Below are 13,791 nucleotides of genomic sequence, written 5' to 3' on the forward strand. Positions count from 1 at the left end.
CACTTCCGGCCCCAGAGGCAGTTGGCCGGAATGACTACCCCCTAGTGGAGGAAAGGCCTTGAAAGATTTGTTAAACCTGGTGAAAGCCCAGGATCAGCTCGAAGAATTTGACGCTATCCGTATCGGTCTGGCTTCGCCGGACATGATTCGCTCCTGGTCCTACGGCGAAGTGAAAAAGCCGGAGACCATCAACTACCGTACCTTCAAGCCGGAGCGCGAAGGCCTGTTCTGTGCCAAGATTTTTGGCCCGGTAAAGGACTACGAGTGCCTGTGCGGTAAGTACAAGCGCATGAAGCACCGCGGCATCATCTGTGAAAAGTGCGGCGTTGAAGTCACCAAGGCGAAAGTGCGCCGTGAGCGCATGGGCCACATCGAACTGGCGAGCCCGGTTGCGCACATCTGGTTCCTGAAATCCCTGCCGTCCCGTATCGGCCTGCTGCTGGATATGACCCTGCGTGATATCGAGCGCGTGCTGTACTTCGAATCCTACGTGGTGACCGACCCGGGTATGACTACCCTGGAGCGCGGCCAGCTGCTGAACGACGAGCAGTACTTCGAGGCGATGGAAGAGTTCGCCGATGAGTTCGAAGCGAAAATGGGTGCAGAAGCCATCCAGGAGCTGATGAATGACATCGAGCTGCCGTCCGAGATCCAGCGTCTGCGCGAAGAGATCCCGGCGACCAACTCCGAAACCAAGATCAAGAAGCTGTCCAAGCGCCTGAAGCTGCTGGAAGCCTTCTACAAGTCCGGCAACAAGCCGGAGTGGATGATCATGCAGGCACTGCCGGTACTGCCGCCGGATCTGCGCCCGCTGGTACCCCTAGACGGTGGCCGCTTCGCGACCTCCGACCTGAACGACCTGTACCGTCGCGTGATCAACCGTAACAACCGTCTGAAGCGCCTGCTCGAGCTGAACGCGCCGGACATCATCGTGCGCAACGAAAAGCGCATGCTGCAGGAGTCTGTGGACGCACTGCTGGATAACGGCCGTCGCGGTCGCGCCATCACCGGTTCCAACAAGCGCCCGCTGAAATCCCTGGCCGACATGATCAAGGGTAAGCAGGGTCGTTTCCGTCAGAACCTGCTGGGTAAGCGTGTGGACTACTCCGGTCGTTCCGTGATCGTGGTTGGTCCGACCCTGCGTCTGCACCAGTGTGGTCTGCCGAAGAAAATGGCCCTCGAGCTGTTCAAGCCGTTCATTTTCGGCAAGCTGGAAGCCCGCGGCCTGGCCACCACCATCAAGGCGGCCAAGAAAATGGTCGAGCGCGAAGAGGCGGTGGTATGGGACATCCTCGACGAAGTGATTCGCGAGCACCCGGTACTGCTGAACCGTGCACCGACCCTGCACCGTCTGGGTATCCAGGCGTTCGAACCGGTACTGATTGAAGGTAAAGCGATCCAGCTGCACCCGCTGGTGTGTGCGGCGTACAACGCCGACTTCGACGGTGACCAGATGGCGGTACACGTACCGCTGACCATCGAAGCGCAGCTGGAATCCCGCGCGCTGATGATGTCCACCAACAACATCCTGTCGCCCGCCAACGGTGAGCCGATTATCGTACCGTCTCAGGACGTGGTACTGGGTCTGTACTGGATGACCCGTGAGCGTGTGAACGATAAAGGCGAAGGCATGTTCTTCTCCGATATCAAGGAAGTGAGTCGCGCCTTCTACGCCAAGCAGGTTGGCCTGCAGGCGAAGATCAAGGTGCGTATCGACGAGACTTCCATCGGTGAAGACGGCGAGAAGCAGGTTACCCGCACTGTGTACGACACAACCGTTGGTCGCGCACTGCTGTGGAACATCGTGCCGGAAGGGCTGCCCTTCGAACACGTGAACCAGCCGATGAAGAAGAAGGCGATCTCCCGCGTTCTGAACGAGTGCTACCGCAACGTGGGCCTGAAGGCGACCGTCATCTTTGCTGACCAGCTGATGTACACCGGTTTCGATTTCTCCACCAAGTCCGGTTCCTCCATCGGTGTGAACGACTTCGAGATCCCGGCGGCCAAGGCCGACCTGATCGCTTCTGCGGAAGAGGAAGTGAAAGAGATCGAAACCCAGTTCGCGTCCGGTCTGGTAACCGCGGGCGAGAAATACAACAAGGTCATCGACGTTTGGTCCCGTACCAACGACAAGGTGACCCAGGCGATGATGGCCGGTATCAAGAAAGAGCCAGTCATCGATCGCGAAGGTAATGAGACCGAGCAGGATTCCTTCAACTCCGTATACATGTACGCCGACTCTGGCGCACGGGGTAGTGAGGCGCAGATTCGTCAGCTCGCCGGTATGCGTGGTCTGATGGCGCGTCCGGACGGTTCCATTATCGAGAACGCCATTACCGCGAACTTCCGCGAAGGTCTGAGCGTACTGCAGTACTTCATCTCGACCCACGGTGCGCGTAAAGGTCTGGCGGATACCGCACTGAAAACCGCGAACTCCGGTTACCTGACCCGTCGTCTGGTAAACGTGGCCCAGGACGTGGTAATCACCGAAATCGATTGTGGTACCGACGATGGTCTGACCATGGCACCGGTGATCGAAGGCGGTGACGTCATCGAATCCCTGGGTGACCGTATCCTCGGTCGTGTGGTTGCGCGTGATGTGATCAAGCCTGGCAGTGAAGAAATCGCGGTTCCGGCTGGCACCATGATCGACGAAGCCTGGGTTGAGCGTATCGAAGGTATGGGGATCGACGAAGTAATCGTGCGCTCCGCGATTACCTGTGAGACCGCACACGGCATCTGTGCCCAGTGTTACGGTCGTGATCTGGCCCGTGGTCACCGCGCCAACCCAGGTGAGTCCGTGGGTGTTGTGGCGGCCCAGTCCATCGGTGAGCCGGGCACCCAGCTGACCATGCGTACCTTCCACATCGGTGGTGCGGCGAGCCGTGCCTCTGCGGCGGACAGTATTCAGGTCAAGCAGCCAGGCACCGTGCGTCTGCACAATCTGAAGACTGTGAAAACCGAAGGTGGCAACCTGGTGGCGGTTTCCCGTTCCGGTGAGCTGGCCGTGGCAGATCCCGCTGGTCGCGAGCGCGAGCGTTACAAGCTGCCGTACGGTGCTGTAATCACCGTTGACGAAGGCTCCAGCATTGATGGTGGCCAGATCGTGGCCAAGTGGGATCCGCACACCCACCCGATCATCACCGAGGTTGCCGGTTGGGTGAAACTGTCCGGTATGGAAGATGGCCTGTCCATTCGCAAGCAGACCGACGAAATCACCGGTTTGTCTTCAATCGAAGTGATTGACCCGGCAGAGCGTCCGGCAGCGGGTAAAGACCTGCGTCCGGCGGTGACGCTGGTTGATGAAAATGGTGAAGAGCTGACCCTGGCCAACTCCAACGCGCCGGCGCACTACGCGCTGCCGCCGCGGGCGATTTTGAGCCTGAAGGACAGCGACAAGGTAAACGTGGGCGATATCGTTGCACGTATCCCGCAGGAATCTGGCGGTACCAAGGACATCACCGGTGGTCTGCCGCGAGTTGCCGACCTGTTCGAAGCCCGTAAGCCGAAAGAGCCGTCCATCCTGGCGGAGATCTCCGGTACTGTTTCCTTCGGTAAAGAGACCAAAGGCAAGGTACGTCTGCAGATCACCCCGAAAGACGGCAAGCCGCTGGCCAACGGCAAGGATCACTACGAAGTACTGATTCCGAAGCACCGTCAGCTGACCGTGTTCGAAGGTGAAACCGTAGAGAAGGGCGAGGTTATCTCCGATGGCCCGTCCAACCCGCACGACATTCTGCGCTTGAAGGGCGTGGAAGAGCTGGCGCGCTACATCACTAACGAGATCCAGGAGGTTTACCGCCTCCAGGGTGTAGGCATCAACGATAAGCACATCGAGACCATCGTGCGTCAGATGCTGCGTAAAGTTGAAATCCTCGAGATGGGCGACTCCGAGTTCATCAAGGGCGACCAGGTGGAATACCAGCGCGTGGTGGAAGAGAACGAGCGTCTGCGTGCCGAAGGCAAGCAGCCGGCTCAGTTCGAGCGTCTGCTGCTGGGTATCACCAAAGCGTCCCTGGCCACCGAGTCCTTCCTGTCTGCGGCCTCCTTCCAGGAGACCACCCGCGTACTGACCGAAGCGGCAGTTACCGGCAAGGAAGACAGTCTGCGCGGCCTGAAAGAAAACGTGGTAGTTGGGCGTCTGATCCCGGCCGGTACCGGTCTTGCCTACCACACCGAGCGCAAGCGCCGCCGCACCCAGCAGTTGACCACCGGCTTTGCCGAAGGTCCTTCTGCAGAAGAGGTGGAAGCCGCGCTGACCGAAGCCCTGAAATCTTCCGGGGAATAAGGTCTACAGAACGGAGTAGTCTGACCGGTTGGTTCGCTGTTTCAGCAGCTGACCGGTCTGTTCCGGATCGCAGTCGCCTGCCGATGTGAGTGTTTACTTCGGCAGGTGGTTGACTCGGGGTGGCCACGTTTATAGAATGCGGCCCCCGCTAATGGGGTGCGATTGTTTGTTGAACGTGAAGGGCGACCTTCGGTTCGGCGGCATATCGCGCACTGACGATAGGCCCTCACTGCTGTTCATGGTGGGGGCGTTTTATTTTTGGAGTGATTTTTAATGGCAACGATCAACCAGTTGGTTCGTAAGCCGAGAAAACGCAAAGTTGAAAAAAGCGACGTGCCTGCACTGCAAGCTTGCCCGCAGCGCCGTGGAGTTTGTACTCGTGTGTATACCACTACACCGAAGAAGCCGAACTCCGCACTGCGTAAAGTTTGTCGTGTGCGCCTGACCAACGGTTTCGAAGTAACTTCGTACATCGGCGGTGAAGGCCACAACCTGCAGGAGCACAGCGTGGTACTGATTCGCGGCGGTCGTGTAAAAGACTTGCCGGGTGTGCGCTATCACACTGTACGCGGTGCACTTGACTGTGCCGGCGTAAACGATCGCAAGCAGGGCCGTTCCAAGTACGGTGCCAAGCGTCCTAAGGCTTAATTGCCCTAGACAACATTGCGTTTCGGTTTAACGAATAACCGGAGTAAGGCTGAGCTCGCCGAGTTGTATTTACTATTTGTTAGTTAGTGCGGCGGCATCTCAGAGTAACCCTGAAGAGAGGCAATCCCATGCCAAGAAGACGAGTAGTCGCCAAGCGCGAAGTGCTGCCCGATCCCAAGTTTGGGAACGTGACCCTGGCCAAGTTCATGAACCATGTCATGATCTCTGGTAAGAAGTCCGTGGCAGAGAGCATCGTTTACGGTGCACTGGATCTGGTTTCAGAAAAGCTGAACAAAGATCCGATTGAAATTTTTGAAGAGTCCCTGGAAAACATCGCCCCGATGGTGGAAGTAAAGTCCCGTCGTGTTGGTGGTGCTACCTACCAGGTACCGGTAGAAGTGCGTCCGGCACGTCGTACCGCGCTGGCAATGCGCTGGCTGGTAGATTTCTCCCGTAAGCGCGGTGAGAAGTCTATGGCCCAGCGTCTGGCCAATGAAATGATCGATGCTTCCCAGAACAAGGGCGGCGCGGTCAAGAAGCGTGAAGACGTGCACCGTATGGCGGAAGCCAACAAAGCGTTCTCCCACTATCGTTTCTAAGATAGTGACGCTTCTAAGTCTGATGATTATTTCCATCGGAAATTAAAACCGAAAGGCAGCAAGGAAGGTAAAACTCCGCGCTGCCTTTTGCCGTTATATCGAGGATACAACTGTGGCACGTAAAACGCCTATCGAACGCTATCGCAATATCGGTATCTGCGCCCACGTAGACGCCGGTAAAACCACGACTACCGAGCGCGTACTGTTCTACACCGGTCTGTCCCACAAAATTGGTGAGGTGCACGAAGGCGCAGCCACCATGGACTGGATGGAGCAGGAACAAGAGCGCGGTATCACCATTACCTCCGCCGCAACCACCTGTTTCTGGGCTGGCATGCAGCAGCAGTTTCCGCAGCACCGCGTAAACATCATCGACACTCCCGGACACGTTGACTTCACCATTGAAGTAGAGCGTTCCCTGCGTGTTCTCGACGGTGCCGTGGTTGTACTGTGTGGTTCCTCCGGCGTTCAGCCGCAGACCGAAACTGTATGGCGCCAGGCCAACAAGTACGAAGTACCGCGCATGGTATTCGTCAACAAAATGGACCGCGCCGGTGCAGACTTCCGCAAGGTTGTAGGCCAGCTGAAAACCCGTCTGAACGCCACTGCAGTACCGCTGCAGATGACCATTGGCTCCGAAGATGAGTTCAAGGGCGTTGTCGACCTGGTAAAAATGAAAGCCATCCTGTGGAACGAAGAAGACATGGGTATGACTTTCGACTACGCCGACATCCCGGCTGACATGCAGGACGAGTGCGAAGAGATGCGCGAATTCCTGGTCGAAGCGGCTGCGGAAGCGACCGACGAACTGATGGAAAAGTACCTGGAAGAAGGTGAGCTGTCCGAAGAAGAAATCAAGGCAGCTATCCGTCAGCGTACCCTGGCCAATGAAATCGTACCGGTTCTGGGCGGCTCTGCGTTCAAGAACAAGGGCGTGCAGGCCATGCTGGACGCGGTAATCGAATACCTGCCGGCGCCGAACCAGGTGAAAGCGATCGAAGGTACTCTGCTGGACAAGGCCGAGACCGTTGAGACCCGTGAAGCGAACGACGACGCGCCTTTCGCTGCTCTGGCATTCAAAATTGCGACCGACCCCTTCGTTGGTACCCTGACTTTCTTCCGTGTGTACTCCGGTAAGCTGGAAAGCGGCACCGCGGTATACAACTCCGTGAAGGAGAAGAAAGAGCGTGTCGGCCGTATGGTGCAGATGCACTCCAACGACCGTAAAGAGATCAAAGAAGTACTGGCTGGTGACATCGCCGCGGCTATCGGCCTGAAAGATGTGACCACTGGTGACACCCTGTGTGCTGAAGATGCGAAGATCGTTCTCGAGCGTATGGAGTTCCCGGAGCCGGTAATCTCTGTAGCGGTTGAGCCGAAGTCCAAGCCGGACCAGGAAAAAATGGGTATCGCTCTGGGCAAGCTGGCTCAGGAAGACCCGTCTTTCCGCGTGAAGACCGACGAAGAGACTGGCCAGACCATCATCTCCGGTATGGGTGAGCTGCACCTGGATATCATCGTTGACCGTATGCGTCGCGAATTCAACGTGGAAGCCAACATCGGTAAGCCGCAGGTGGCCTATCGTGAAACTATCCGCAACACCTCTGAGATCGAAGGCAAGTTCGTTCGTCAGTCCGGTGGTCGCGGTCAGTACGGTCACGTTTGGGTGAAATTCGAGCCGGCAGAAGACGAGTCCCAGGAAGGTCTGGAATTCGAAAACGCCATCGTTGGTGGTGTGGTACCGAAGGAATACATCCCGGCGGTACAGAAAGGTATCGAAGAGCAGATGCAGAACGGTGTTCTGGCTGGCTACCCGCTGCTGGGCCTGAAGGCTACCCTGTACGACGGCTCCTTCCACGATGTGGACTCCAACGAAATGGCGTTCAAAATCGCCGGTTCTATGGCAACCAAGAAGCTGGCACAAGTTGGCGGTGCGGTACTGCTCGAGCCGATGATGAAAGTGGAAGTGGTTACTCCGGAAGAAAACATGGGTGACGTTGTTGGCGACCTGAACCGTCGTCGCGGTCTGATCCAGGGTATGGAAGACAGCACCTCCGGTAAAGTTGTAAACGCGGAAGTGCCGCTGGCCGAAATGTTCGGTTACGCCACTGACCTGCGTTCTGCAACCCAGGGCCGTGCTACCTACACCATGGAATTCCTGAAGTACGCGGAAGCGCCGAAAAACGTCGCTGACGAAATTATTGCCAAGAACAAAGCTTAAGCTTTAGTCCCTTTAAAACTTTTAAGTTAGAGGATCCTGAAAATGGGAAAAGAAAAGTTTGAACGTTCCAAGCCCCACGTAAACGTGGGCACCATCGGTCACGTTGACCACGGTAAAACCACCCTGACCGCTGCGCTGACTCGCGTATGTGCCGAAGTATGGGGCGGCGCTGCCGTTGCCTTCGACGGTATCGACAACGCTCCGGAAGAGCGTGAGCGCGGTATCACCATCGCGACCTCTCACGTTGAATACGAGTCCCCGACCCGCCACTACGCGCACGTAGACTGCCCGGGACACGCCGACTACGTTAAGAACATGATCACCGGTGCTGCTCAGATGGACGGCGCTATCCTGGTATGTGGCGCGACTGACGGCCCGATGCCGCAGACCCGTGAGCACATCCTGCTGTCTCGTCAGGTAGGTGTACCTTACATCGTTGTATTCCTGAACAAAGCAGACCTGCTGGCAGAAGACTGTGGCGGCGTAGGCTCTGAAGAATACGCAGAGATGCTGGAACTGGTAGAGATGGAGCTGCGCGAGCTGCTGGATCAATACGAATTCCCAGGTGACGACACTCCGATCATCGCTGGTTCTGCCCTGATGGCCCTGAACGGCGAAGACGACAACGAGCTGGGCACCAGCGCTGTTAAGAAGCTGGTAGAAACCCTGGACGAGTACATCCCGGAGCCAGAGCGCGCTGTAGACCAGCCGTTCCTGATGCCGATCGAAGACGTATTCTCCATCTCTGGTCGCGGTACCGTAGTAACTGGCCGTGTAGAGCGTGGCATCATCAACACTGGTGACGAAATCCAGATCGTTGGTATCAAAGAAACCACTTCTACCACCTGTACCGGTGTTGAAATGTTCCGCAAGCTGCTCGACGAAGGTCGTGCGGGTGAGAACATCGGCGCCCTGCTGCGTGGCACCAAGCGTGACGAAGTTGAGCGTGGTCAGGTACTGGCTAAGCCGGGCTCCATCACCCCGCACACCAAGTTCGAAGGTGAGGTTTACATCCTGTCCAAGGACGAAGGTGGCCGTCACACCCCGTTCTTCAAAGGCTACCGTCCGCAGTTCTACTTCCGTACCACCGACGTAACTGGTGCGGTTGAGCTGCCGGAAGGCACCGAAATGGTAATGCCGGGCGACAACATTCAGATGTCTGTGACTCTGATCTGCCCGATCGCCATGGAAGAAGGTCTGCGCTTCGCGATCCGTGAAGGTGGCCGTACCGTTGGTGCTGGTGTTGTAGCCAAGATCATCGAGTAATCTTTACTCCTGATCTGAAGCATCAAAAAAGCCGCAGTGGAAACACTGCGGCTTTTTTTGTGTCTGGGCCAGATCGGTCTGAAGGGCTGTTAAATCTGGTGTTTTAGTTCTTTGAGTAATGAATGGTAATACCCGATCACCGGCGCATCTTCCGGGAATATTTCCTCATAAGTGCGTGCCAGAAATTCGCAGCGTTCAATCGCTTTACCGATTTCCCCGGACTGTTGGTAAATCTCGATTTCCAGTGCATCGTTCTTCAGTACGATTGGGTGGTTCCGCTCAAAGGTTTTCAGCCGAATGGAGCGAGAGAGCGCGTTCAGGCGTAGCGCTTCGTTGAAATCCTTATCGTGCAGGGCGATACGTGAAAATCGCATATAAAAGCTCCCGACACCGTAATCCTCCGCACCATACCTGTCGATATTGTCCTGAAGTGCCTCATTTAGGATATGCATGCCGGCTTCTCGCTCACCAGTCAGTGCCATAATCTCGCCGAGATTCGTACGGGGCATGAGCGTCGAGCCAGAGCCGCTTGGGTAGAGTTCGGCGTAAATGGCTACTGCGCGGGCAAAGTCACTTTCCGCCTCGTCAATACGGCCCAGTTTGAAGTAAAACTCCCCGCGCTGGTTGTGCAGTTCTGCGCTTCCCTCTAGTGCAACTAGGTCTTCTTGTAGAAATTCACTAATAATTTCCAGCGCCTTTTCATGATCGCCAAAAGCGCTTAGCAGGCGGACATAAGTGAGGACGCAGTGGCGATAAATCTTACTGTCGGTTGAAAACAGGCTCTGGCTACTATGGTAGGCTTTTTCGGCGAGAACCCTCGCTTCATCCCAGCGACCAATTCGCATATAGCTCCTGGCAGTGAAGCGGTAGCTATTCAGTGTATCCGGGTGTGTATCCCCAAGTAATTGTATTCTCCGTGCCAGCACCTCTGATTCCGATTTCGCCGCCATTGGGAAGTCGGGTTTGTTGTAATAGGCGCTGGATAGACTGTGCCCGGTTGCGAGACCGAGCTCGCCTCCCTTATCGGGCATTTTTTCCCAGATTTGCTGCGCCTTAGTGAGTGTTGTAATGGCATCGTCGGGACTGCCTACACGTGAAATCAATTGCCCTTTTCGGTGTAGTGCTTGTGCCAGCAGAAAGTCATTTGGGTAAACACCCAAAATCCCGATCGCTTTTTCGAGGACGCTTTGTGCTTCGTTTGTCGCGCCGATTTCCCGCTGGTAGCGGCCTTGCTGTATAAGCTGTTCCGCTACATTGTGGGCTAGATCTTTGGGGAAATTTCGGGAAGTCAAATCGCCAAAACTCTCGAAATAGTTCAGCGACTCCTGTTGCAGCGATGCTGCATCATGATATTTGCCCAGGTTGTAATGTACGCGGGCGAGAGCGCTTAGTAATTGCGATTTAACTGCGGGCTCTTCATTGAGGGAGTCGCGAGTTTTGTTGGTGGCAATGTCTATCAATTCATCCACATTTACGGATCTCCCTTGCGCATGGGCAGGGGATGCAGCATCGAACATGTCGACGAGCAAGTCACTGGTTCTTCGTGCTGTACTGACCTGTCTCTTTATTTCTTCCTGTGCGGCCAAGAGGCTATCGCGCTCTCCTCGCAGCTGGTTTGCCAGATGCAAAGACGCGCCGAGCCCGGCAGTAATTGCCAGCACTACCGACGCCGATAGCGCACAGGCCAGCGGGTATCGCGAAATCAGCCTGCCGGTGCGATAAAAAAAACTTGGCGGTGTTGCCAGCACCGGTTCACTGCGTAAGTAGCGCTCGATATCCCGTTGCAATTCGCTGGCACTGGCATAGCGTTGTTCCGGCTCCTTGCGCAACGCTTTACCTGCAATATTGTCCAGATCTCCTCGCAGGGCTCGGCGTTCGGCAAAGGCCGCCGATTTGGCCAGCGCGCGGCTGGGCAGTGTGGGTTCCGTGCGACAAATCGCATCGATTACCTTCTCGGCACTGCTGTCACCTACATCGTGGGGAGACTGCTCGGCCAGCAAGCAGTAGAGCAGGGCGCCCAGTCCGTACACATCTGTTGCGGTTGTGGTGCGCAGTCCTCGCACCTGTTCCGGACTGGCGTAGGCCAGGGTCATGCCCTTGAGTGCGGTGGCATGGGTGCGATCGCCTTCCGCCTGCAGTGCTTTGCCGATACCGAAGTCCAGGAGTTTTACCTGACCGTTTTCAGTCACCAGCACATTTTCCGGTTTGATATCCCGGTGAATGATCAGGTGGCTGTGGGCATAGCTGACCGCTTCGCACACATCCGCAAACAGGCGCAGCCGGGCTTTCAGATCCAGGTTGTTATTGCGGCAATGCTCGTGAATCGGGCTCCCCGCCACATATTCCATGACCAGATAGGGGCGACTGTCATCGGTGGTGCCGCCGTCCAGCAGGGTGGCGATATTGGGGTGCTGCAGTTTCGCCAGTATCTGGCGTTCCTGGTGGAAGTGTTTCAGTTCCTCGCTGCTGGCAAAGCTCGGTGCAATCTTGATGGCGACCTGCTGTTCATAGTTGCCATCTGCCCGTCGCGCGCGAAATACGATTCCCATACCGCCGCGGCCAATTTCTTCTTCGATGGCAAAGGCGCCTAACATCTGCCCTTGCGGCAGGCTCTGGCTCAGGGTTTTCAGTTGCTGGCCGATGATACTGGTCTGGCTGCCATTTGTTGCTGCGGTGTCGTGAAAGGCCAGTAGGCGCTCCACCTCCTGAATTTCTGCAGGGGTGGCATTGCTCATATTCAGTAGCGCTTCGCGTTCGCTGCGGGGGGTGTCAGCGCAGCGGTCGAACAGCGCTTTGACGACTTTCAGTCGCTTGTCGGTCAGTCGCTTGTCAGTGATGGACATATTCGTAGGGGGCCGTTCAGGCGCTTGCCGGGTGGTGGAGTTCCTGGAGGCGGTCGGTAAGGAAAGCGCGTGCGAATTTCAGCTCCCTTTCCACCGTTGCCACGCTGACTTCAAGTACCTCTGCCACCTTGGCCTGTGTGAATCCAGCGAGATAGTGCAGCTCGGCGATACTCTCTAGCCGATCACTGATCTGCGACATCTCGGTCAGAGTCTGATCAATGGTCAGCAGGCCCAGGTTTACATCGATATCTCCCAGCAGACTATCCATCCAAACGGTACGCATGTGTTGCCCGCTGCGCTTCTGGGCTGATTTCGCGCGCGCGTGATCCACCAGCAAGTGGCGCATGGCTTTGGCGGCGCAACGGTACAGATGGGTGCGGCTTTCAAACTGGGTAGGGGACTCCATTAAGCGCAAACAGGCTTCGTGCACTACATCGGTTGTTTGCAGGGTCAACCCTTCCGACTGGTTTGAGAGGATACGGCGGGCACAGCGCCTCAGCTCCTCATAGAGCTGCCCGGTAAGTTCTGGCAAATGTACTTGCTGAGACATGGTGTCGCTATCTTCGGCTTGCTGTTTCGTTGTTCTTGTGAGCGCGGGCCTGATGCTTTTGGGCCCGCTGCTGTTTTAGAGGTTGTTGCAAAATTGATCAATAGAAAATCGCAAAAATAATTTTCCTCAATCATGAGGGAAAGTTCTGCTCAGTTACGTAACTACTTCTAAGGATTCTCATTTGCCATGAATGGCCAACGAATCAGTACCCGAAACGCCCTGACGGCGGGAGGCACACACATGCTCAAACAATTTCTGGTAGGACTTTCCCTGGGGGCTTCCGTGTTTTCATTTGTGGTGCTGAGCGCCCGATCAGAAGTGGGCGACCGTCTAATTTTACGCGGCGCTTCAATAAAAGAGGCCGAAGGCGCTGCTACGAGCAAGTTACCGGATTTCGGGCAGCTCTATTCATTGCCACACAACCTTTACTTACGTGACTTAACTGTAGAAATGTGAATGATACCGGAATTAATTCTAACTTCGTCACGAGAAAGTCGTTAAATTTATCACATTATTCTGTTCCCGCGGGCCTTTTGTAAGGGGCCGATTTATGAAGGGAATCATACAAAAAAATATATATCTAGATTTTTACGGAATAAGAAAATGCGCGAATTACTGTTCTATTCAAAACCTGTTGCCCTGAACCGGGAAAATCACCGCAATCTGAAATTTTCTCCCAGTGACAGATTTCGTTTCTCTAGCGAAATCAATTCAGTGCCCCTCACCGGTATTGAATTCTTCGAAGCCAGTCGCGATCTGCCCATCTTTTTCAGCCGCAATGAAGCCGGCGAGTACTTCCCTCTGGCACTACTTTCCCTGCGTAACAATCAGCACACCCAGGTGGATGAGGAGGGTATATGGCAGGGCAATTACGTACCCGCGTTTATTCGTCGCTATCCCTTCGCAATGACCGATAGCCAGACGGTCTGCTTCGACGAAGAGAGCGGCCAGTTCTCCGAGCAAGATGGTCAGCCGCTTTTTGACGAGAACGGTGAAAACAGCGAGACGCTAAACAATGTGCTGCAGTTTCTTACCAACTTCGACAAGTCTTTCAGGGTAACCCGTGAATTCTGCGCTGCGCTTGCCGAGCAGGACCTGTTCAAATCCTTTGATATCCAGGTGATGGCAGGAGACGGCAAGCCGGTACGCCTCGAGGGGCTGCACGTGGTTGATGAGGCCAAACTAATCGACGTCGATGCCGGCAAGGTGCAGGCCTGGTTCAAGACCGGCCAACTGGCTTGGGTTTATGCGCATCTGCACTCTCTGGGGGCGCTGCGTCAGATGTCCAAAAAGCAGCTGCAGGCAAATGCCGTGGCGGAGGCGCACGAGAAAGCCGAAGCCGGCGCACTGAACTAGCGCCAATTCACTGTGCCGGT

General features: G+C 55.8%; 9 protein-coding genes. 7 read left to right on the plus strand and 2 right to left on the minus strand.

All coding sequences use genetic code 11. The features are described 5' to 3' along the window. The first annotated feature begins 58 nt into the window (after positions 1-58). The 5 genes from rpoC (at position 59) to tuf (ending at position 9,022) form a co-directional block, all read left to right on the plus strand. Positions 59-4,288 (plus strand): DNA-directed RNA polymerase subunit beta', encoded by a 4,230-nt coding sequence (gene rpoC, locus ACYX4K_RS00820; RefSeq protein WP_476178745.1) that lies wholly within the window; start codon positions 59-61, stop codon positions 4,286-4,288. A 273-nt stretch (positions 4,289-4,561) separates the two neighbouring features. Continuing rightward, positions 4,562-4,936, plus strand: a complete 375-nt coding sequence (gene rpsL, locus ACYX4K_RS00825; RefSeq protein ID WP_077406714.1) for a 30S ribosomal protein S12 — start codon at positions 4,562-4,564, stop codon at positions 4,934-4,936. Between the two features lie 128 nt (positions 4,937-5,064). Next, on the plus strand, positions 5,065-5,535 hold the full coding sequence (gene rpsG, locus ACYX4K_RS00830) for a 30S ribosomal protein S7 (RefSeq protein ID WP_010130334.1): 471 nt from the start codon (positions 5,065-5,067) through the stop codon (positions 5,533-5,535). Between the two features lie 112 nt (positions 5,536-5,647). Then, positions 5,648-7,756: an elongation factor G gene (gene fusA / locus ACYX4K_RS00835; protein ID WP_475090665.1), complete on the plus strand. Its 2,109-nt coding sequence runs from the start codon at positions 5,648-5,650 to the stop codon at positions 7,754-7,756. 42 nt (positions 7,757-7,798) lie between these two features. After that, positions 7,799-9,022 (plus strand): elongation factor Tu, encoded by a 1,224-nt coding sequence (gene tuf / locus ACYX4K_RS00840; RefSeq protein ID WP_475090664.1) that lies wholly within the window; start codon positions 7,799-7,801, stop codon positions 9,020-9,022. An 89-nt stretch (positions 9,023-9,111) separates the two neighbouring features. Here the strand turns inward: tuf and ACYX4K_RS00845 are convergent, their stop codons facing one another. Both ACYX4K_RS00845 and ACYX4K_RS00850 read right to left on the minus strand, forming a co-directional pair. Next, positions 9,112-11,865 (minus strand): protein kinase domain-containing protein, encoded by a 2,754-nt coding sequence (locus ACYX4K_RS00845; RefSeq protein ID WP_475090663.1) that lies wholly within the window; start codon positions 11,863-11,865, stop codon positions 9,112-9,114. Positions 11,866-11,881: 16 nt separating this feature from the next. Further along, complete coding sequence (locus ACYX4K_RS00850; RefSeq protein WP_475090662.1) at positions 11,882-12,415, minus strand: ECF-type sigma factor; 534 nt, start codon at positions 12,413-12,415, stop codon at positions 11,882-11,884. Positions 12,416-12,655: 240 nt separating this feature from the next. Here ACYX4K_RS00850 and ACYX4K_RS00855 point away from each other — a divergent pair, with 240 nt between their 5' ends. Together ACYX4K_RS00855 and ACYX4K_RS00860 are read left to right on the plus strand one after the other, a co-directional pair. Then, on the plus strand, positions 12,656-12,871 hold the full coding sequence (locus ACYX4K_RS00855; protein WP_475090661.1) for a hypothetical protein: 216 nt from the start codon (positions 12,656-12,658) through the stop codon (positions 12,869-12,871). Positions 12,872-13,018: 147 nt separating this feature from the next. Further along, complete coding sequence (locus ACYX4K_RS00860; protein WP_475090660.1) at positions 13,019-13,771, plus strand: SapC family protein; 753 nt, start codon at positions 13,019-13,021, stop codon at positions 13,769-13,771. Positions 13,772-13,791 lie beyond the last annotated feature (20 nt).

The organism is Microbulbifer sp. ABF4_107 (assembly GCF_056312215.1).